At 64.4% G+C, this 19,292-nt stretch carries 20 protein-coding genes and 1 pseudogene; 17 read left to right on the top strand and 4 right to left on the bottom strand.

Annotation, left to right across the window (positions count from 1 at the left end; all coding sequences use genetic code 11):
- Window positions 1-15 precede the first annotated feature (15 nt).
- The 6 genes and pseudogenes from AC1DYD_RS22685 to AC1DYD_RS22660 all read left to right on the top strand — a co-directional run.
- Window positions 16-1,089: pseudogene (locus tag AC1DYD_RS22685) on the top strand (tyrosine-type recombinase/integrase); the annotation flags it as partial.
- Window positions 1,090-1,179: 90 nt separating this feature from the next.
- Window positions 1,180-1,719, top strand: coding sequence for a winged helix DNA-binding protein (locus AC1DYD_RS22680; RefSeq protein ID WP_478175040.1), 540 nt, complete (start codon window positions 1,180-1,182; stop codon window positions 1,717-1,719).
- A 261-nt stretch (window positions 1,720-1,980) separates the two neighbouring features.
- Window positions 1,981-2,202, top strand: a complete 222-nt coding sequence (locus AC1DYD_RS22675) for a hypothetical protein (protein ID WP_478175006.1) — start codon at window positions 1,981-1,983, stop codon at window positions 2,200-2,202.
- 130 nt (window positions 2,203-2,332) lie between these two features.
- On the top strand, window positions 2,333-3,460 hold the full coding sequence (locus AC1DYD_RS22670; RefSeq protein ID WP_478175005.1) for an LLM class flavin-dependent oxidoreductase: 1,128 nt from the start codon (window positions 2,333-2,335) through the stop codon (window positions 3,458-3,460).
- Window positions 3,457-4,011 (top strand): flavin reductase family protein, encoded by a 555-nt coding sequence (locus tag AC1DYD_RS22665; RefSeq protein WP_478175004.1) that lies wholly within the window; start codon window positions 3,457-3,459, stop codon window positions 4,009-4,011. Before AC1DYD_RS22670 ends, AC1DYD_RS22665 begins: the two co-directional genes overlap by 4 nt.
- A 53-nt stretch (window positions 4,012-4,064) precedes the next feature.
- The gene (locus AC1DYD_RS22660) at window positions 4,065-4,847 is read left to right on the top strand and encodes a cyclase family protein (protein ID WP_478175003.1); all 783 of its coding nucleotides are present in this window, start codon (window positions 4,065-4,067) and stop codon (window positions 4,845-4,847) included.
- 64 nt (window positions 4,848-4,911) lie between these two features.
- Here AC1DYD_RS22660 and AC1DYD_RS22655 read toward each other — a convergent pair whose 3' ends face one another.
- Window positions 4,912-5,076, bottom strand: coding sequence for a hypothetical protein (locus tag AC1DYD_RS22655; RefSeq protein WP_478175002.1), 165 nt, complete (start codon window positions 5,074-5,076; stop codon window positions 4,912-4,914).
- Between the two features lie 545 nt (window positions 5,077-5,621).
- Here AC1DYD_RS22655 and AC1DYD_RS22650 point away from each other — a divergent pair.
- The 9 genes from AC1DYD_RS22650 to AC1DYD_RS22610 all read left to right on the top strand — a co-directional run bounded on the left by AC1DYD_RS22650 (window position 5,622) and on the right by AC1DYD_RS22610 (window position 13,579).
- The gene (locus AC1DYD_RS22650) at window positions 5,622-6,800 is read left to right on the top strand and encodes an ABC transporter substrate-binding protein (RefSeq protein WP_478175001.1); all 1,179 of its coding nucleotides are present in this window, start codon (window positions 5,622-5,624) and stop codon (window positions 6,798-6,800) included.
- 36 nt (window positions 6,801-6,836) lie between these two features.
- Window positions 6,837-7,694, top strand: a complete 858-nt coding sequence (locus AC1DYD_RS22645; RefSeq protein WP_478175000.1) for a branched-chain amino acid ABC transporter permease — start codon at window positions 6,837-6,839, stop codon at window positions 7,692-7,694.
- Window positions 7,691-8,689 carry a branched-chain amino acid ABC transporter permease gene (locus AC1DYD_RS22640; protein ID WP_478174999.1) on the top strand — a complete coding sequence of 333 codons (999 nt, stop codon included), beginning with the start codon at window positions 7,691-7,693 and terminating at the stop codon, window positions 8,687-8,689. Before AC1DYD_RS22645 ends, AC1DYD_RS22640 begins: the two co-directional genes overlap by 4 nt.
- Window positions 8,686-9,426 (top strand): ABC transporter ATP-binding protein, encoded by a 741-nt coding sequence (locus tag AC1DYD_RS22635; protein WP_478174998.1) that lies wholly within the window; start codon window positions 8,686-8,688, stop codon window positions 9,424-9,426. The genes AC1DYD_RS22640 and AC1DYD_RS22635 overlap by 4 nt, the downstream gene beginning before the upstream one ends.
- Window position 9,427: 1 nt before the next feature.
- Window positions 9,428-10,141: an ABC transporter ATP-binding protein gene (locus AC1DYD_RS22630; RefSeq protein WP_478174997.1), complete on the top strand. Its 714-nt coding sequence runs from the start codon at window positions 9,428-9,430 to the stop codon at window positions 10,139-10,141.
- Window positions 10,138-10,731 (top strand): MarR family winged helix-turn-helix transcriptional regulator, encoded by a 594-nt coding sequence (locus AC1DYD_RS22625; RefSeq protein WP_478174996.1) that lies wholly within the window; start codon window positions 10,138-10,140, stop codon window positions 10,729-10,731. The genes AC1DYD_RS22630 and AC1DYD_RS22625 overlap by 4 nt, the downstream gene beginning before the upstream one ends.
- Window positions 10,728-11,684 carry a PDR/VanB family oxidoreductase gene (locus AC1DYD_RS22620; RefSeq protein WP_478174995.1) on the top strand — a complete coding sequence of 319 codons (957 nt, stop codon included), beginning with the start codon at window positions 10,728-10,730 and terminating at the stop codon, window positions 11,682-11,684. Before AC1DYD_RS22625 ends, AC1DYD_RS22620 begins: the two co-directional genes overlap by 4 nt.
- Window positions 11,685-11,714: 30 nt before the next feature.
- On the top strand, window positions 11,715-12,812 hold the full coding sequence (locus tag AC1DYD_RS22615) for a Rieske 2Fe-2S domain-containing protein (RefSeq protein WP_478174994.1): 1,098 nt from the start codon (window positions 11,715-11,717) through the stop codon (window positions 12,810-12,812).
- A 197-nt stretch (window positions 12,813-13,009) separates the two neighbouring features.
- On the top strand, window positions 13,010-13,579 hold the full coding sequence (locus AC1DYD_RS22610; protein ID WP_478174993.1) for a MarR family winged helix-turn-helix transcriptional regulator: 570 nt from the start codon (window positions 13,010-13,012) through the stop codon (window positions 13,577-13,579).
- A gap of 264 nt (window positions 13,580-13,843) precedes the next feature.
- Here the strand turns inward: AC1DYD_RS22610 and AC1DYD_RS22605 are convergent, their stop codons facing one another.
- The 3 genes from AC1DYD_RS22605 to AC1DYD_RS22595 all read right to left on the bottom strand — a co-directional run bounded on the left by AC1DYD_RS22605 (window position 13,844) and on the right by AC1DYD_RS22595 (window position 16,387).
- Entirely contained in the window at window positions 13,844-14,143 is a 300-nt protein-coding gene (locus AC1DYD_RS22605; RefSeq protein ID WP_478174992.1) for a hypothetical protein, read from the bottom strand.
- 105 nt (window positions 14,144-14,248) lie between these two features.
- A complete protein-coding gene (locus AC1DYD_RS22600; protein ID WP_478174991.1) occupies window positions 14,249-15,238 on the bottom strand; it encodes a hypothetical protein in 990 nt (329 codons plus the stop codon).
- 741 nt (window positions 15,239-15,979) lie between these two features.
- Window positions 15,980-16,387 (bottom strand): EF-hand domain-containing protein, encoded by a 408-nt coding sequence (locus AC1DYD_RS22595; protein ID WP_478174990.1) that lies wholly within the window; start codon window positions 16,385-16,387, stop codon window positions 15,980-15,982.
- Between the two features lie 178 nt (window positions 16,388-16,565).
- Between AC1DYD_RS22595 and AC1DYD_RS22590 the strand changes: the two genes are divergently transcribed.
- Both AC1DYD_RS22590 and AC1DYD_RS22585 read left to right on the top strand, forming a co-directional pair.
- Window positions 16,566-17,450 carry a LysR substrate-binding domain-containing protein gene (locus AC1DYD_RS22590; protein ID WP_478174989.1) on the top strand — a complete coding sequence of 295 codons (885 nt, stop codon included), beginning with the start codon at window positions 16,566-16,568 and terminating at the stop codon, window positions 17,448-17,450.
- A gap of 167 nt (window positions 17,451-17,617) precedes the next feature.
- On the top strand, window positions 17,618-19,279 hold the full coding sequence (locus AC1DYD_RS22585; RefSeq protein ID WP_478174988.1) for an L-lactate permease: 1,662 nt from the start codon (window positions 17,618-17,620) through the stop codon (window positions 19,277-19,279).
- The last annotated feature ends 13 nt before the right edge of the window (window positions 19,280-19,292 follow it).

Raw genomic sequence — 19,292 nt, 5'->3', positions numbered from 1 at the left:
TCCAGGAGCGTTGTCATGGCTTCTCGTCGGCGCGTCGATCCTTCCCCGCTGGGCTCATCGGCGCCCAGCCATGCCTTGGTCGCCTCCTCGCTTCGTCCGGAGGCGGCGGCCACCGAGGTAAGCAGCGATCGAGCGGCGGGATCAGCCACAACCTCAGCGTTGGAAGCTGCAGATCTGGCCGCGCTCCGTCCCCTGGACATCCCAAGTCTGGCGCCGGAGGCACTGTCGAGCTTGGCTGCATCTTCCTTGCGCGCCCTGCTACGCCAAGGGCAGTCCCCCAACACCCGCACCTCGTACGACACCGCGATGCGCTACTGGGGTGCTTGGTTCGCGGCACGGTACGGGGTCGCTCTCGAGCTCCCAGTGCCCGTACCGGTTGTGCTTCAGTTCATTGTTGACCACGCGGAGCGACTCGACAGCACCGACGTCAACCGAGCGACACCTGACCGCCCTGCCCGGCTCGTGCACGACTTGCCAGATGCGATTGACCAACTTCTTGTGGATACGCACTTCAAGGCAAGGCCGGGGCCCATGGCTCTGAGCACCCTTTCGCACCGCGTTTCAGTTCTTTCCAAGGCACATCAGGTCCGACACGTTGACAACCCTTGCGCGCATGCCGGCGTACGAGAGCTGCTCCGAACGGTGCGGGTAGGCTATGCACGGCGGCAGGTCCACCCGCGTCAGCAAGCGGCCTTGACCCGAGATCCTCTGGAGGCAATGTTGGCCACGTGCGATGCGTCACCGCGAGGAGTAAGAGATCGTGCCCTGCTCCTCTTCGCCTGGGCAGCAAGCGGAGGTCGGCGGCGCTCCGAGGTAGCGACGGCCACAGTGGAAAATCTGCAAGATCACAAGGATCGCGGCTACGTCTACGTCCTGGCGCATTCAAAGACCAATCAGGAGGGTCGCAGCGACGACACCGTCCAGAAGCCCGTCGTCGGGCGAGCGGCCGAGGCACTTAGGACATGGTTGCAACTCAGCGGCCTGCGAGCCGGTCCGATCTTCCGACGAGTCCTCAAGAGTGGCCGGATACTGAATGAATCGCTACAGCCTTCGGCTGTTCGAAAGATCGTGATCAAGCGAGCGAATCTTGCGAACCTGCCGGGATACTCCCCTATGATTCGTCGCCATCGATGCGGCAGAACTCGCCTTCGACAATCACTTGCGCCCACGAACGAATCGATGAAGTCCGAAAAATCAGAGCGCGCCACCGCCCCGCATCACTGGCACCTGGCTGAGGACGATCTCGGTATCGCGCTGACCGATCTCGAGTACGCCGTGATGCGCACCTACGAGTCGTTCGTGCGATGGCAGGCCGAGTGCCTGGCGGCCGTCACGGGCGCGGCCTTGACCGGCCAGGAAAACGCGCTGCTTCACGTCATTCGCATGCACGATCAAGCGAAGACCATCAAGGATCTGTTGCATCTGACGAACCGCCAAGACGTGCCCAATGTGCAGTACGGGTTGCGCAAGCTGCTCAAGCTGGGCTTCATCGAAAAGCAGGGCTCGGGGCGGGCCGGCGTCTACTACGAAGCGACGGCGGAAGGCGCGAAGGTGTGCGACGACTACGCCAAGCTGCGCAAGAAGTTGCTGCTGGAAGGTGCCAAGCACTACCCCGCCTTCAGGCAGCATTCGCACAGCGCCGGAGCTCATCTGGAGCTCCTGGAAAGGCTGTACGAATCGGTAACGCGAGAAGCCGCCACTTTCCACCGGCGCGGCTGATCGCCCGCGAGCCCGATCCGCCGATTCGCAGGCGCAAGTTCCCACCACACCCCCCGGGAGCGTTCCTTCGGCCAAGGCACGAAGACCGATCACGGCCAGTCTTGGCCCTGAAACCGCGACCCGGGAAAACCCCCATTTCGGATCGACGGCGCCTTCCTATACTTCAATCAAATAGATAATCTATTTAAAAGTCTATTTAAAAGTCGCATGATGGCCACGAGATCGGACCCGGATCATGCAATGAACGCCAGGAGACGCACCGTGAACGCCAGTCATCAGCCTTGCACCACGCGCCAAGCCTTCGAGTTGCGATTCGCCCCGCTTGCTGACGGAGGCCGCGCGCTTGCCTTCCCATGCGACGAAAAGGGTTGCGTGGACCTGGATTCACTGGGCGAACGCCCCCGCATCGACTACCTGTTCGCGCGCGCCGTTCTCGTTACCGGGCGCGCGTTCTCGCTGCCGGCGGTGACAGCGCTGCACTGACACCCGCAGCACCCATTCGGGACCGCTTGTTCCGAAAGAGCAAGAGTCCACCCTGCGGTTTCGCGCATGCGGCGCGTGAAGCCATTTCTCACTCTCGGCCTCCAAGCCCTCGTCAACCGAAGGAACATCCATGAATCGCTTGTTGAATACATCCGACTTTCTGCTGGGCACGTTCGCCTCCAATTGCTCGGGCGGCATGTCCGTCACCAAGGTCGAGGAACGATGGGACAACTCCTGGGACAACAACCTGCGCCTGGCGGTGCTGCTCGACGAGGCCGGCATCGACTTCATGCTGCCCATCGCCCGATGGATCGGGTACGGCGGAGAGACCGACTTTCATGGCAACGTGCTGGAGACCGTCACCTGGGCGGCCGCGCTGCTGGCCCATACCCGGCGCCTGACTGTGTTCGCGACGGTTCATACCGCTGCGAACCATCCGATGGTCGTGGCCAAGCAGATCGCCACGCTCGATCAGGTGGGGGCGGGACGCGCCGGTCTCAACATCGTTGCCGGATGGAATCGGCCCGAGTACGAAGCTCTCGGCCTGACGCTGGCTGACGATCACAAGACCCGCTACGGATACGCCCAGGAGTGGTTCGACATCGTCCAGAAGCTCTGGACGCACCCGCGTCCGTTCGACTGGCAGGGCGCGTATTTCAAGCTCAGCAAGGCATATGGCCTTCCTGCGCCGCGCAGCGGCCGGCCGCCCATCCTGAACGCTGCGGGTTCAGCCGAAGGGCGCGAGTTCGCCTTGAACAACGCGGACTTCCTGTTCACGCCTGCAATCGATCTCGATCGTTCGAGCCAAGAGATCGCCGAGCTGAAGGCCAAGGCCGTCGTACAAGGACGCAAGGTCGACATACTGACCTTCTCGCATGTCGTGTGCCGGCCCACCGAGCGCGAGGCGAAGGACTACCTCAAGCACTTCGGCAACGACCACGCCGACTGGGCGGCGGTTGACAACCTGATTGCCCTGCAGTTCGCCAATGCCAAGTCCTTTCCCCATGATTTGTTGGCCCTGATTCGCGATCGAATGGCGGCCGGCCATGGCGGCTATCCGTTGACCGGCACGCCCGAGCAGGTGGCGGACGGCATTTGCGCGCTTGCCGCGGCAGGCTTCAAGGGGACGACCCTTTCCTTCGTCGACTACGTCGAGGAGTTTCCTTACTTCCGCGACCACGTCCTGCCCATCCTCGAGTCCCGCGGCCTGCGCGCACCCGTGGCGGTGGCTCCGGACTCCGTGCGGTTGGCAGCATGAACACCGTGGAAGCCACATCCATGCCGCGGGCGGCGCATTCGCTGGCCATGGCGGCCGAGCCGCCGGCCTTCAAATCGGCGATGCGCGAGCTCGCGGGGGGCGTCAGCATCGTCACGGTACAAGTCGGGCGTGAGCGCTCCGGCTTCACCGCCACCTCTGTGACCTCTCTCTCGGCCGATCCGCCCGCCGTGATCGCCTGCGTCAACCGGAAGAGTTCATCGGCATCCCTGCTGTCGAGAACCGATCGCTTCGGCGTGAGCATGCTCACGCACGCCCAGCAGCGGGTCGCGGACCGCTTCGCCGGAGTGAACGGCGTGACGGGCGGCCGGCGCTACGCCGCCGAGCGCTGGATCCAGCTGACCGCGGGCGGCGCGCCCGTCATGCTCGACAGCGCGATCTCGCTCGACTGCCATATCGAGGACATGATCGAAAAGCACTCGCACTGGATCTTGGTCGGACGTGTGATGGCCATTCACCGCGGCGAGGCCGAGGCAGCCCCACTGGTTTACTGGCGAGGCGGCTATCACCAACTGGCCGATTGCCGCTGCTAGCTCGTCGTCCGCACCATGCATCGCTCGCATCACATCAGCCCTGGATACCACCCATGAACACGAACTCCTTGACGCCACTCCAACGTGCCCTGGCCGCCGACTCGGTGCGCATCATCGACCTGACCCAAACCCTGTCGCCATCATTTCCCGCATTGCAACTGCCACCCCAGTTCGGCCAGGTGTGGTCGTTCAAGATGGAGAAGATTTCGCAGTACGACGACGCCGGCCCGGGCTGGTACTGGAACAACTTCTCCTGCGGCGAGCACACCGGCACTCACTTCGACGCGCCGGTGCACTGGGTAACCGGCAAGGACCAACTGAACAACACCGTCGACACGATCGATCCGTCGCGCTTCATTGGCCCGGCGGTCGTGGTGGATGCGAGCGCGCAGGTCGCGATCGACCCTGATTGGCTGTTGACCGTGGACTTCCTCGAGGACTGGGAAGGCCTGCATGGACGCATTCCGGCGGGCGCCTGGGTGCTGTTCCGCACCGACTGGTCTAAGCGCATCGCCGATCCGGCAGCGTTCGTCAACATGCAGGAGGACGGTGCGCACACGCCCGGCCCCACGCAGGAGACGGTGCAGTGGCTGATCGAGGAGCGCGAGGTACGAGGATTCGGTGTCGAGACGATCAACACCGATGCAGGTCAGTCCCACGCATGGCCGGTGGCCTATCCGTGCCACACGCTGATGCACGGGTCGAACAGGTATGGACTGCAATGCCTGACGAATCTGGACCAGTTGCCGCCGACGGGATCCGTGATCTTTGCTGCGCCGCTGAAAATCGAGGGCGGCTCCGGGAGTCCGCTGCGCGTACTTGCGCTGGTGGGGTGACTCGACCCACTCGCAGCACGTCCCGCCAGCCCTCCGGACGGGCGGCGGACCCTGCGCGCCTTTATCAGACCAACGCATCTACCGCTTCTTGGCCATGGCGGCGGCTGTTGGCGAATGCCTGCTTTCTGCGGTTCCACTCGAGGTCCTGAAAGGCAGGGTTGCGCCCGGAACGCCAGTTCGCGACATGCGGAAGCAGCCGTCCACGCGCGATGTCGCCCTGGTCGTCCACCGCGATCCGACGCTGGCGCCGAACTCGAACTTCCTAAACGAAGTCGGCGAGGTCAAGTTCCAAAGTAGACCGGCCGTTCGTCACAGAAAAGGGCCAAGGTCGGGTTTCGGCGACCGCCGTCATTCGCCAGCCAAATTCGAAGGACAGCAGACAGTCTTTTTGAGGCGTTCGCACAGTCGACAGCGGCACGCCAGGGCATCGTCGATCAGTGCCATTCGCAACAGCCTGATTTAGCAAGTCCCCTTGCATGCTGCTGACGGGCCGACGCGATGAAGAGGGCGCTTTCGTAGTGCCTATCCGGTCGCCATCGACTCGCAGGGCAACCGACCTGCATCGCAGACTCGCAGCGAGTCCGGCCCCGCCCCTCTCCGTCGGCCAACTCGCGCCGCGACACCGTTTTGACAGGCACCCTTCCGATCTGCCCATCCCCGGGTAAACACCCATTTCGTTGGGATTGCAACTAGTTGGCATACCAATCACAATCGGCTCAAGCCCGAGCGGTCCCGCTGGCGCACCGGGGCACGAACCACTACTGGAGACTCACGATGAACACCAACCGTCGCGCAATCGCATTTGCGCTCCTCGCCTCAGCCAGCCTGACGCTCGCCTTGCCACAGGCCATGGCGCAAGGCGTGAAGGTCGGCATCATCGGACCCTTTTCGGGGCCATTCGCCCACTACGGCACCCTGTTCAAGGCTGCGGCGGAAGGATATGTCGCCAGCCAGGGCGGCAAGCTCGCGGGCAAGGACATCGAGTTCATCTACCGCGACACCGGCGGCCCCAATCCGGCCCTGACCAAGACCCTGGTTCAGGAGCTGCTGGTCAAGGACAAGGTGGACTACCTGGGCGGCTTCGTGTTCACGCCGAATGCCATGGCCGTCGCACCTCTGATCCAGCAGTCCCAGACGCCGACGGTCGTCTTCAATGCCGCGACTTCAGCCATCACCGAGAAGTCCGACTACTTCGTCCGCACGAGCTACACGCTGTGGCAGGTCACCGTGCCGGCGGCGCAATGGGCGGTCAAGCAGAACATGAAGAAAGTCGTCACGGCGGTCACCGACTATGGTCCGGGCATCGACGCCGAGACGGCCTTCAAGAGCGAGTTCACCAAGCAGGGCGGCACTGTGGTCGAGAGTATCCGCATGCCGATCGCAACTACCGACTTCGGCCCTTTCGTGCAGCGAATCAAAGCCAGCGGCGCTCAAGCGGTGTACACCTTCCTTCCCGGCGGCCCGCCCAACCTGGGCTTCGTCAAGGCCTACAACGAGAACGGTCTGGCAAAAGCCGGGGTGCAGTTCCTCGGCTCGGCCGAGACCGACGAATTCGACCTTCAGAAGTTCGGTGACGCAGCACTCGGCCTGACCACGGCCTTCCACTATTCGGGCGCGCACGACTCGCCCGAGAACAAGAAGTTCATCGCCGCACTCAAGAAGCAGGACCCGCGCGCCGTTGCCAACTACGCGTCGGTAGGCGCTTGGGACGGCATGTATGTCATCCACCAGATGATCGAGGCGACGGGCGGCAAGAAGGACGGCCCCAAAGCACTCGCCGCCGCACGCACGCTCAAGTGGGAAAGCCCGCGCGGGCCCGTGAACATCGACCCCAAGACGCGTCACATCGTGCAGAACGTCTACCTGCGAAAGGTCGAGAAGGTGGGCGATCAGCTGGTCAACAAGGAGCTGCAGAGCTTCGGGCCCCAGGCCGACTTCGGCCTGGAGAAGTGAACGTCTGTCCGCATCGCATTCCCTGAGTTCCGTCCCGTGAACACTTTCCTCAACATCCTGATCGACGGGCTGGCCTACGGCATGGTGCTGTTCGTCATCGCTGTCGGACTGTCGGTGACGCTGGGCCTGATGCGCTTCGTGAACCTGAGCCATGGCGCGTTCGCCATGGTCGGGGGCTACGGCGCGGCCCTCCTGACCCGCGAAGCCCAGTGGAGCTTCTGGCTGGCAGTGCCAGCCGCCATCCTGGCAACCGCTGCGCTCGGCGCCGCGCTCGAAGCACTGGTCCTGCGTCACCTGTACCGCCGCACAGAGCTCGACCAGGTGCTGTTCACGATCGGACTGAGCTTCGTACTGATCGCCACCACCAACGCACTGGTGGGCCCGCAGGTGCAGATGATCCCATTGCCGCCTTTACTCGCCGGCTCGGTGGACCTGGGTTTTCGCACCCTCCCCGCCCAACGCCTGGTAGTGATCGCTGCCGGCTGCGGCGTTGCGATGCTGGCCGCATGGACGGTCACGCGCACCCGCTTCGGTATCTGGCTGCGCGCGGCGGTCGACCACAGCGGCACCGCCTCTGCACTGGGAATTCCGATCCGCACGGTGCAATGCGCGAGCTTCGCCGCAGGCGCGGCGCTGGCCGGTCTCGGCGGCATTCTGGGCGCCGAGCTGATGCCGCTAGAGCCCTTTTACGCACTCAAGTACCTCGTGCTGGTCCTGGTCGTCGTCGCCGTCGGCGGCATGGGCAGCATCGCCGGGTCACTGGCCGCCGCCGTGCTGCTTGGGGTCATCGAGACCGCTAGCAAGTACCTCGCCTCAGATTGGGGAAGCCTGTTCTTCTTTGTTGCCATGGCCGTTCTGCTGGCCTGGCGTCCCAACGGCCTGCTGAAACGATGAACACCATAACCACGACACCGACGCTCGCTGCGCCACCGGCGCAAGCCGCAGCACCGCGCTGCGCCCCCGCTTGGCGAGCACCCGCGGTGCTGCTCGTGACTGGCATGGCGGCTTGCGTCTTGATGCCGGACCAACTGGGTCTGCTGACGAGAATATTTATTGCAGCGCTCCTCGTCCTCTCGCTGGACCTGGTGGTGGGGGTCGCCGGATTGGCCACGCTCGGCCATGCCGCATTGTTCGGCATGGGCGCCTATGCCGCGGGCATCTTCGCGCTGAAGGTCCACCCCGATCCTCTGGTCGGACTGGCCGTCGGCATCGCAGCTGGCGCAGGTTTGGCACTGCTGTCGGGCGCGTTCCTGCTGCGCTACCAGGGATTCACCTTCCTGATGCTGACCGTCGCGGTCTCGCAGATCCTGCTGAGCCTGGCGCAGAAGGCGCGCCGGTGGACGGGCGGCGACGACGGCTTGTCCGGCTTCGTCATGGGGCCGCTCCTAGGCCGATTCGATTTCGATCTCGAAGGCCGCGTCGCTTCAGTCTATGCATTGACCGTGCTGGTCGTGCTTTTCTACGTCACACGCCGAATCGTGGATTCGCCCTTCGGTCTGGCCGTGCGCGGCATCCACGAAAACCGCGCTCGGATGGCGGCCCTGGGCACGCCCGTGTTCGCTCGGCTGTGGGTGCTGTACACCGTGGCCGGCGCCATCGCCGGCGCGGCCGGCGCGCTGTCGGCCCAGACCAATGCCGTTGTCGGCATGGACAGCCTGTCGTTCGCGCTGTCCGCCGAGGCCCTGGTCATGCTCATCCTGGGCGGTGCCGGGCGGCTCAGCGGTGCGCTGGTCGGCGCAACCGTGTTCACGGTGCTGCACCACACGGCAGCCTCCATCAATCCCTACCACTGGCTGTTCGTGGTAGGCGCCTTGCTGATGCTGGTCGTCCTCGTGTCGCCGGCCGAGGCCTGGGCCTGGCTGCGCCGCCGTGCCGGAGGTGTGCGATGAGCGCGTTGCTGGAACTCAAGTCCCTCGACAAGCGCTTCGGCGGACTTCATGTGACGCGTGGCGTGTCGTTCGCGCTGCGCGCCGGCGACCGGATGGCGCTGATCGGTCCCAATGGTGCGGGCAAGACCACGCTGGTCAACCAGATCAGCGGCGTCCTGACCAGCGACGCTGGCGAGATCCGCCTTCGCGGCGAGAACGTCACACGGCTGAGCCAAGCCAAGCGTGTGCGCGCCGGCCTGGCCCGCACCTTCCAGATCACGACCCTGGCGCCGCATTTCGCGGTGCAGCGGCAAATCGAGCTCGCACTGTTCGAACGCGAGGGGTTGACCGGCGGGATGTGGCGCAGCGTCGATGCGTATCCGACCCTGCAAACGGAGGCGCAGAGCATCCTGACCCGCTTCGGTCTGCGTACACACGCAGCCACAGCGACAGAGGACCTCGCCTATGGCGAGCAGCGCCTGATCGAAATGGCACTGGCACTGGCGCTGCGACCCACGGTCCTGTTGCTGGACGAGCCGATGGCGGGCGTGCCCAAGGGCGATGGTGACCGGTTGCTGGCCGCGCTGGATACGCTGCCGAGTGAACTGGCCGTACTGATCATCGAGCACGACATGGACCTGGTGTTCCGCTTCGCCAATCGCATCGTCGTGCTGGCCGAAGGCGCGGTGCTGGCCGATGGGTCTCCCGACGAAATCCGGTGCGACCCCAGAGTGCGGGCCGCCTATTTGGGTAATTGAGATGGCAGAACAGATGCTCAAGCTCGAGGGCGTGGTGGCTGGATACGGCCCAACCACCGTGTTGAACGGCCTCTCGTTCGAAATGGCGGCCCAGGAGCGCCTCGCCATGGTCGGGCGCAACGGCGTGGGCAAGACCACGGCGCTGCGGGCCATCATGGGACTGGTGCCGCTTCGCAGCGGCCGCGTGACGTTCCGTGGCCACGATGTTTCGGCCCTGGCGCCGCACCAGCGTGCGGAACTCGGCCTCGGCTACGTGCCGCAGACGCGAGACATCTTTCCCTCCCTGACCGTCGAGGAAAACCTGCTCGCCGGCCTCAAGCGGCGATCGCGCAGTGCCCTGGACGAGGCCTACGGCCTGTTTCCGAGGCTCGCCGAGCGTCGGCGCAATGGGGGTGCCCAGCTTTCGGGCGGCGAGCAACAGATGCTCTCGGTTGCCCGGGCCCTGCTTGGCCAGCCATCGCTGCTCTTGCTCGACGAGCCGTTGGAGGGCCTCGCGCCGCTGATCCGACAGGAGCTACTGCGCGCCTTCCGCGACCTGAGCCAGGAAATCGGCATCGCCGTCGTCATCGTCGAGCAGCAGGTCGATGAAGCGCTCGGTTATGCGGAGCGTGCGCTCGTCCTCGACCATGGGGCTGTCGTGCACAGCGGCGGCGCCGCCTCGCTTCTGAACGACCGTGAGACGCTCGAGCGCTGGGTCGGCATGGCCGTGCATTGAATGCCAACGAGCACGATCGCATGAGCCATCGCAGACTGACATCGGTCCCGCAGCCGCAAGAAAACGCGGCGCCCCCGACGGTGAACCTGGACCGCTACGTTCCGGCGTACCTGACCTGGATTGCCAACAAGCTTTCGCGCGGGGCCTCCCAGCACTACCTGAGCACTTTCGACGTTGGCATCGAGACCTGGCGCTGCCTGGTCCTGTTGGCGGTCGAGCGGGCCATCTCGGCTCAGCAAGTGTCCACCGTCATTGGCATGGACAAGGGCTCGGTCAGCCGCTGCTTCAAGAGCATGCAGGAAAGGGGCCTGATTCGCACCGAGCTCGACACCTCCGATGGCCGGGTCCGCATCGCAGTGCTCACGTCCAAGGGGCGCCATTTGCACGATCAGATCATGGGCATGGCCTTGGACCGCGAACGAGCCTTCCTGTCGGTCCTGGACGAAGACGAAGTGGAAGTACTGCTCGGGCTGATGCGCCGTCTCCACGCCAACCTGCCAGCGGTCGAGGTCTCGACGCAGAACTACGTGCGCGCGCGCTTTCCCAAGGCGGCCGGCGCACTGCGATCCAAAGATGAAGAAACACCATGACGAATGAACTGACGGTTCGAGTCGCCCGGCGCGTCGAGGAGGCAGAGGGCATCTGCAGTTTCGAACTCGTGCCGCAGGACGCCGCCGCTCTACCCGCCTTCTCGGCGGGAGCACACATCGATGTCCACGTGGCGCCGGGCCTGATACGCCAATACTCGCTCAGCAACGATCCAGCGGAGCGGCACCGCTATCGCATCGCGGTCATGCGCGAGCCGACTTCACGCGGCGGATCGGCCGGAATGCATGACCAAGTGCAAGCCGGCGATGTCCTGCGCGTAAGTTCGCCGCGCAACCACTTCCCTCTCGCAGAGGCGCCACGCAGTCTCCTGCTGGCAGGAGGCATCGGCGTGACTCCAATCCTGGCCATGGCCCGCACCTTGCACACGCAGGGCAGGCCATTCGAGATGCACTATTGCGGCCGCTCCGCGAGTCGGATGGCCTTTCTCGACGAGATCGAGTCGTCAGGGTTCTCGCGCTGTGTCGCCCTCCACGCCGACGACGTGCCCGCGCAAAAATTCGATGCGCAGCACGTGTTGGCCAATCCCCGCGAGGACACCCAGCTGTATGTCTGCGGCCCGACCGGCTTCATGGACCACGTGCTGGAGACCGCCAAACGCCAGGGTTGGCCGGAAGCGCAGCTGCATCGCGAGTACTTCGCCGGCCAGGCGACGGCATTGGCCACCGATGGCAGTTTCGAGCTTCGCCTGGCAAGCAATGGCCTGAGTTGCCAAGTGCCTGCCGGCAAGACCGTGATCGAGGTACTGGCGGCGCATGGCGTGGACGTGCCAACGTCGTGCGAAGCAGGCGTCTGTGGAACTTGCTTGACGCGTGTTCTGGAAGGCACGCCCGATCACCGCGACACCTTCCTGACCGATGCCGAGCGCGCGGCCAACGACCAGTTCACGCCCTGTTGTTCGCGAGCGCTATCCCCGCTCCTGGTGCTCGACCTTTGAATCGCCCCTGCCCCTCCAAGGAGAACTTGAATGACCACGACCTGCATCCCCATCAAGACCGTGACTCAGACCGCTGACGCCAGTTCCTTTCCGCTTGACCAGTGGTATGTGGCCGGCTTCTCGTCCGAGCTCACAGACAAACCCATCGCTCGAACCTTCCTGAACCAGAAAGTGGTTCTGTTTCGCACGGGGGAAGGTCATGTTTCGGCGTTGGAAGACCGTTGCTGCCACCGGTCGCTGCCGCTCTCGTGCGGGACAGTCGAAGGCGCTGGGGTGCGCTGCGGCTATCACGGCCTACTGTACGCACCGAATGGGCAATGCATCGAGATTCCCGGCCAGGAGCGCATCCCCTCGAAAGCCAAGGTCAAGGCCTACCACGTCGTCGAGAACAACCAGATCATCTGGATCTGGATGGCTCGAGAAGAGGGAGCCGAGCCTGACCGCCCAACGCCAGACTACCCGTTCCATGACGACCCGCGCTACAAGTTCGGCAGCGGCAACTATCACTACAGGTCGCCCTGGCAACTGATTCACGACAACCTGCTCGACTTGAGCCACCTGGGCTATGTCCATCTGCAGACCATCGGCGGCGACGCCAAGCTGCACATGAACGCTCCCATGAAGGTCTCCTCCGAAGGTGGGCAGGTCAAGGTGGTGCGCCTGATGCCCGACTCATCGCCGCCTCCGACCTACCGCGCGGCCTGGCCCTTCGGCGAGAAATGCGAACGCTGGCAGGAAATCGAGTTCGACGTTACTCATCTGCGCATCTGGACAGGCGCTGTCGAGCCGGGAACCTATGCCATCGACGACCCCAACCGCGGCGGCTTCCACATGCGCGGCTTCCATGGTGTCACCCCGGAGACCGAAGAGACCTGTCACTACTTCTGGAGCATGGCCAGCACCAAGCACCCCGACATGCCGGAGAACATCGACGCGGTCATCCAGCAGACGGCCTTCACGTTCGACGAGGACCGTACCGTCATCGAAGCGCAGTACCGGAACATGCTGGAGTTTGGGGACAAGGCGAACTGGATAGACATCCACGTCGATGCCGGCGCGAACCGCGCAAGACGCATCGTCGCCGAGCTTCTCAAGCAGCAGGCAGTTGCCGGATCCAGCGAAGCCTGATTGCCGCAAGATCATGGAAGTGATCCGGGCAGCCGGCAAGGTCGGCATGCCGGGCTTGTACATGGCGGACGACCCGGGCGGGGTCGAACAATAGGCCAGCGGGACCGTCGATCGCACACGCGCCCGTGCGCCTTCGCCGGAACCAGTGGCGCACAAGGCGGCTACAGTGGCGCAAGCAACTCTAGCCTTTTTCTCCGATGCCTCGTACCAAGACCATTTCCGCGCGCAGGACGGCCTCCAAGGCTGCGCCGGGCGACGTTGTCGATCTCGAAAACTACGCCCCGGCCTATCTCACCTGGATCGCCAACAAGCTGTCGAGCGGGGCCTCGCAGGCCTACCTCGCCGCTTTCGACGTCGGCATCGAAAGCTGGCGCGTCCTGGTGCTGCTTGCCATCGAAGGCTCCATCTCGGCGCAGAAGGCTTGCGGCGTCATCGGCATGGACAAGGCCTCGATGAGCCGCTGCTTCAAGAGCATGCATGAGCGCGGATTCATCAAGCTCGCGCTCGACCCGCAGGACGGGCGTGCCCGGATCGCGACCCTGACACCAGCCGGACGTGCCATCCACGACCAGATCCGCGACATTGCGATGGAGCGCGAGCGCGCTTTCATGTCGGTCCTGACGGTGGCCGAGCGCAAGGTGCTCCTCGATCTGCTGCGCCGCCTGCATGAGAACTTGCCGGCCGTCGAGGCCGCGACGCGCGACCATCTCAGTCGCCATCACCCCCATGCACTACAGCGGCGAGGCGCCAAGGCGACAGAACCCTGAACTCCTTCGTCTGGTCGGGTGCCGGCATCTCGCCTTTTTCAATGACATCGACCTGAGCCTGCGCATCAGCTTCGCAGCGCTTGCTGCCGATCACGGGCGGTCCCCGAACGCACGCTTTGGGCCCGCACACCGGTCATTTTGGGTAGGACGGAACTCCTGGAGCGGATGCACGTTTCTAGAGCCGCAACTGAGTGCGCACCAAAGCTACCGTTCAGACGAGGTCTTCACTAGCGGACCTCGGCTGTCGCACCGCGGGCCCACCTTTCACGGGCCGTTGAGCGCCTGCAGCCCCCGACCGGCCACGAACGTTCGCCGACGCCGAGCGGCCACCAGGGTCACCGCCGCACAACACACCAGGTTGAGCATCGCAATCAGCGTGAAGAACAGGTCGCAGGCGACGAAGGCCCCATAAGCAACAGCCGTCGCATTGGCCACGACCCAGGATCCCCAGGTGAGCAGGGAGATGTCGCGTGCGCCGTCAGCGCTGCGCCAAACCGCCCTCAATTGCGGCAGGTAGGTGAAGATCCGCGCCGCGTTGGTCAGGATGTAGAGCCAGGCGATCATTGTGTCTGACGCGTGGGGCGCCGGGATGGGAAGCAGGGTCATCTTGCGGCGATCAGCATCGGTATCGAGCTCTCGATCCACTGCGGTGGTCGCAGGCGTGTCGATTCACTGGCGAGCCTCCGCATTGAAGAGCCAGGTGTCGAGAAGCGCCGTTCCCTCCGGGCCTACGCGGAGCGCCCGGCCCTTTCCCGTGCGCGAATTGAGCGTGTAGACCCACAGCACCGTCGTGCCGCGCGCTGTTGCGAAGATCGATTCGCCTTCCGACTCGGCAAGTGCAAGTTGGTTGCCGAGACCCGCACAGCCTACGCCCGCGCGTGAGGCAAATCCGCAGTCGGGGCGCTCGGGTCCGTTCAGAAGCGACGGCACCGAGGGTTGTTCGGTCGTCCAGAATGTGACCTCCTCGAGCCGTTCGCGCACGCAGGCCTGCTCCGCGCCATTCATGACCCCATCGAGCCCGTCGTGGGGAAACTCGTATTTGCGCACCAGCAGGACGCCACTTCGGGTCGTCGGATTGACCAGCAGCACGAGCCACGACGCACCGGCGTGCTCACGCAGCAGACTGGCGCGCAATCGTTGTCGGAGCTGCGCGACGAATCGATCTCGTTCGCCCGACTGGATGGCGCCGCTGTCCATCGCCCGCTCGGCCACTGTCCCGGCGTCCAAGGACATCGCGGCCATCGCCTCCAGCTCGACGCGCACGCGCGAATTCAGCGCGCTGCGAGTCGAGACCCCATCGGAGGCGCTGGCATCGCTGGCGATCTCGTTCGCATAGAACAAGCCGGTATAGCCGGCTTGCGTCGTGCCTCTGATGGCTTGCTTGAGCGAACGGCATTCGCCATCCGCATGCGCCGTGCCAAAAGCCAACATGCCAGCCAGCAAGAACAGAACAATACGCAGCCAACAGGTTGCGACGCATGTGATCGAGACGGCGTCACGCCGATGTTGTGCAGCCTTCCGGGACGTGAACGCAAAGACCGCTGCTCCCATGCAAGGTTTCATCGCCGACGCCAGACCTGGCCAAGCCAACCCGATCAAGAGGCCGGCGAACAACAACGCCGGACCGCGGCGGTCTGCAAAACCGAGTAGGGACTTCATCGTGGGCTCTCCTCCTTCAACGGTCTGCGGTGGCTGCCCGTGGAAGGCATGGTCGCGGCGCCTGAGCTGCCCGGCGCGCCAACGTTCAATATTGACCGGCGGGCCCTGGTGTCGTTGTGAGATGACTCAAGCAGACGGCCGCCGTCCGGGCCGCGCCTGCGGCAGGCCTTCGCCCCAGTCTGGTATGCGTTAGATCAGGCTCGGGCGCGCACGGCAGGCCGAGTTGGCGCTTCGAAGGCACTGGTCAGCCGGCTGCTGACCGACCTGGCCAAGGGCGGCTGCGTCGAAGTCTCGCGCGAGCGCATCGCGCTGTCGGAAAGTTGCCACTCCGCTGGTAACTGCGCTACTTTTCGTAGCGCACGACGCCGTCCCAACGGGACAACTGCTCCCGGACTTCCAACGGTCTTTACTGTGCTTGCAACCAGCGCATGCGAGGATCGTCTGCCCACGCGGGCGCGCCAATCGCCGCTTGGAGCTCTTGCAGATCGGCTACCTTGCACGACCTCGGGCGAAGGTCAAGTTCCGAAGTTGGACCGGCCGATCGCAATGAAAAGGGCCAAGCTCGGGTTTCGGCGACCGCCGTCATTCGGCAGCCAAATTCGAAGGACAGCAGTCAGTCTGGAGGACGCGTTCGAGCTTGGACCTCGAACTAGATCTGTCGGCCATCATCGGCCTTTCGCGCGCCCGCCTACTACGACCGGTCTCGCCCGCAAAGCGTCAGAATCGATCGGAGATAAACGACTACTTCTTCTTCAGAGTCAGCGCTCGGAGATACTCGGCCAGATCTAGCGTACCGTCGTGGTCCGGATTCGCCGCGTCGAAAGTGTCCTTGCTCTTGATGCCGGCCTTGCCCGCTTCCTTGCGATCGAGGGTGCCGTCCTTGTCGGGGTTTGCCTTGTTGAACTGATACGTGATGGCGGCAAGGAACTCCTTCATGTCGAGAGTGCCGTCCCTGTCGGGGTTCGCATGATCGAAAGCTTCCCTGCTGATGCCAAATTTCCTGGCCTCCTCCCAATTGACAGTGCCGTCGTTGTCGGGATCAGCTTTTTTGAACGCCGCGGCAATCTCCGCGTCTGTCGGCTGCCCCCCTGCAGCAAACGCTGTAAGGGAGATCAAGGCCGTCGCAACGGCCGTCATGAGGATTTTCATCGGGAACCTCTTGAAGTTGAATGCGGAAATCGCTTTTTGGCGCACTGAAAGACCCCAAGCGTACATGTATCCACGCCGCGCGGTTCTCGGCATTCCACCGCTGCGGTACGTCAGACAATGTTGAACGGGACGATGGGAAGGAAGGCTTCACAATACCGTTTTCCAGCGTTCCACTGCCATGCCCCCGCCACGCATCCCGCCCATTCAAGGTCTGTTGGCCTTCGAGGCGGTGGCGCGCCTGCGCAGTGTGACGCTGGCGTCCGAAGAACTCAGCGTGACGCCCAGCGCGGTAAGCCACCGCATCCGGCAGCTCGAAACGCAACTCGCCCTGAAGCTTTTCGCGCGCAACGATTTCAGCCTGAGCGCTGATGGCGCCGCCTACCTGGCCCGCGTGCGCGAGGCCCTGGCGGCGCTGCAGCAGGTGCCCAGCCAGGCTGACGCGTCCGGCACGGCCCGGCTGCGCGTTGCGGTCACGCCGACCTTCTCGCGCCAGTTGCTGCTCCCGCGGCTGGCGCTGTTTCGCCATGCCTACCCCGAGATCGAGCTGAGCCTGCAAGTTGCCATCCCGGTCCTGAACATGACGGCCGAAGAGTCCGACATCGAGTTGCGATTCGGCACCGGGCCCTTTCCCGACCGCGAGTCCATGCACCTGCTGTCGGACGAGGTGTCTCCGGTCTGCAGTCCCGATTACCTGCACGAGGCCGGCCCCTTTGACAGCTTCGAGACCGACGAAGCGGTGGCGCGCGCCCGGCTGATCCGCACACCTCTGGAGCCCTGGCGCACCTGGTTCAAGACCTGCGGTATCACGCAGGCGGAGCCCCGCGCCGGCGACCAGTTCAACGACCTCGGGCTGGTGCTCGACGCCGCCGTTGCCGGTTTCGGCGTGGCGTTGATGCGGCTCAAGCTGGGCCAGGCCTGGCTCGACAGCGGGCGGCTCGTACGCCTTTCGCGCAGGAGCGTGCGTTCGCCGCACGACTATTTCCTGTGCTGGAAGCCGGGCACGCTTGAGCGTTGGGAATGCGCGGCCTTCGTCGACTGGCTACGCCAGGCATTGCGCGACTGAGGCCGATCTTGACGCGGCGCTGACGCCGTTTGAAAAGTCTTCACGCGGTCGACCAGCGTTTTTCACGCCAGGCGTGAACCGGCGTTTCTACAGTCGGTGCCACACCCTGCCGCGGCCGGCCCCACCGGTTTCGCGGCGTTCTTGAACAACGACTCCGGAGACAAGCCATGGCCTGGCAGCAAATCTACGACCCCTTCGGCAACATGATCATTTCCACCGCGCTGGCCGCGATCCCGGTGGTGGTGATGCTGGCCTGCCTCGGCTTCTTCCACATCAAGGCGCACTTCGCCGCCGGCCTGGGCCTGATTGCCGCGCTCGTGGTGGCAGTGTTCGCCTACAGGATGCCGGCCGAAATGGCCGGGCGCGCGGCGCTGTTCGGTGGCTTCACCGGCCTGCTGCCGATCGGCTGGATCGTGCTGAACATCATCTTCCTGCAGCAGTTGGCGGAGCAGAACGGCAGCTTCAAGGTGCTGCAGGATTCGCTCTCGGGGATCACCGAGGATCGCCGCATCCAGCTGCTGCTGATCGCCTTCTGCTTCGGCGCCTTCTTCGAGGGCGCCGCCGGCTTCGGCACGCCGGTCGCTGTCACGGCCGGGATCTTGATCGGGCTCGGCTTCTCGCCGCTGGCCGCCTCGGGCCTGAGCCTGATCGCCAACACCGCGCCGGTGGCCTTCGGCGCGCTCGGCACGCCGGTCATCACGCTGGCCAAGGTGCATGGCTACGACCTGATGGAGGTCACCGCGATGATCGGCCGCCAGCTGCCCTTCTTCTCGCTGATGGTGCCGTTCTGGCTGATCTGGGCCTTCGCCGGTCGCAAGGCCATGATGGAGATCTGGCCGGCCATCCTGGTGACCGGCCTGTCCTTCGCGATCCCGCAGTACCTGGTGTCCAACTTCATCGGCCCCGAGCTGGTCGATATCATCGCGGCGATCGTCTCGATGGTCTGCCTGGTGCTGTTCCTGCGCATCTGGCAGCCGCGCACGATCTGGCGTTCGCCCTCGCTCAAGGGCCACGACGTCAGCGCGCACGAGGCCAAGCCGCCGGCACCGGTGGTGACCCACAGCCGGGCGGCGCTGATTCGCGCCTGGACACCGTGGCTGATCCTGTCAGTGTTCGTCTTCATCTGGGGGCTGCCCTCGGTCAAGACCGCGCTGAACGGCGTCTTCGCGCCCTCGTTCCCGATGGCCGGTCTGCACGACATGATCGAGAAGATGCCGCCGGTAGTGGCCACGCCCACAAAGGAGGGAGCGGTCTATGTCCTGAACCTGCTGTCGGCGACCGGTACCGGGATCCTGTTCTCGGCGATCGCGAGCGCGCTGTTCATGCGCTACAACCCGCTGGAGATCGTGCGCATCTTCTTCCGCACGCTGTGGCTGGTGCGCTATTCGCTGCTGACCATCGTGCTGATGCTCGCGCTCGGCACGCTCACGCGCTTCTCGGGCACTGACACCACGCTGGGCCTCGCGTTCGCCAACACGGGCGTGTTCTATCCATTCTTCGGCACGCTGATGGGCTGGATCGGGGTGGCGATGACCGGCTCCGACACGGCCAGCAATGTGCTGTTCGGCGGCATGCAGAGAGTCGCGGCCGAGCAACTGGGCCTGTCGCCCAACCTGATGGGCGCGGCCAACAGCTCGGGCGGCGTGATGGGCAAGATGATCGACGCGCAGTCGATCGTGGTCGCCTCCACCGCCACGCGCTGGTTCAACCACGAGGGCGACATCCTGCGCTACGTGTTCTTCCATTCAATCGCGCTGGCCTGCCTGGTCGGCCTGTTCGTGACCCTTCAAGCCTACGTGCGGCCCTTCACCCTGATGGTGATCCACTGAGCCGGGAGACATT

Source organism: Variovorax sp. P4_B11, from assembly GCF_056402355.1.
This window is presented reverse-complemented; position numbering and strand designations above follow the sequence as displayed.

Coding starts and splice junctions, on each gene's coding strand:
- AC1DYD_RS22665 (WP_478175004.1), top strand. CDS start 3,457: ATGAACACCGTGGAAGCCACATCCATGCCGCGGGCGGCGCATTCGCTG.
- AC1DYD_RS22590 (WP_478174989.1), top strand. CDS start 16,566: ATGCCCCCGCCACGCATCCCGCCCATTCAAGGTCTGTTGGCCTTCGAG.
- AC1DYD_RS22620 (WP_478174995.1), top strand. CDS start 10,728: ATGACGAATGAACTGACGGTTCGAGTCGCCCGGCGCGTCGAGGAGGCA.
- AC1DYD_RS22585 (WP_478174988.1), top strand. CDS start 17,618: ATGGCCTGGCAGCAAATCTACGACCCCTTCGGCAACATGATCATTTCC.
- AC1DYD_RS22600 (WP_478174991.1), bottom strand. CDS start 15,238: ATGAAGTCCCTACTCGGTTTTGCAGACCGCCGCGGTCCGGCGTTGTTG.
- AC1DYD_RS22595 (WP_478174990.1), bottom strand. CDS start 16,387: ATGAAAATCCTCATGACGGCCGTTGCGACGGCCTTGATCTCCCTTACA.
- AC1DYD_RS22670 (WP_478175005.1), top strand. CDS start 2,333: ATGAATCGCTTGTTGAATACATCCGACTTTCTGCTGGGCACGTTCGCC.
- AC1DYD_RS22650 (WP_478175001.1), top strand. CDS start 5,622: ATGAACACCAACCGTCGCGCAATCGCATTTGCGCTCCTCGCCTCAGCC.
- AC1DYD_RS22615 (WP_478174994.1), top strand. CDS start 11,715: ATGACCACGACCTGCATCCCCATCAAGACCGTGACTCAGACCGCTGAC.
- AC1DYD_RS22680 (WP_478175040.1), top strand. CDS start 1,180: ATGAAGTCCGAAAAATCAGAGCGCGCCACCGCCCCGCATCACTGGCAC.
- AC1DYD_RS22635 (WP_478174998.1), top strand. CDS start 8,686: ATGAGCGCGTTGCTGGAACTCAAGTCCCTCGACAAGCGCTTCGGCGGA.
- AC1DYD_RS22605 (WP_478174992.1), bottom strand. CDS start 14,143: ATGATCGCCTGGCTCTACATCCTGACCAACGCGGCGCGGATCTTCACC.
- AC1DYD_RS22640 (WP_478174999.1), top strand. CDS start 7,691: ATGAACACCATAACCACGACACCGACGCTCGCTGCGCCACCGGCGCAA.
- AC1DYD_RS22610 (WP_478174993.1), top strand. CDS start 13,010: ATGCCTCGTACCAAGACCATTTCCGCGCGCAGGACGGCCTCCAAGGCT.
- AC1DYD_RS22630 (WP_478174997.1), top strand. CDS start 9,428: ATGGCAGAACAGATGCTCAAGCTCGAGGGCGTGGTGGCTGGATACGGC.
- AC1DYD_RS22660 (WP_478175003.1), top strand. CDS start 4,065: ATGAACACGAACTCCTTGACGCCACTCCAACGTGCCCTGGCCGCCGAC.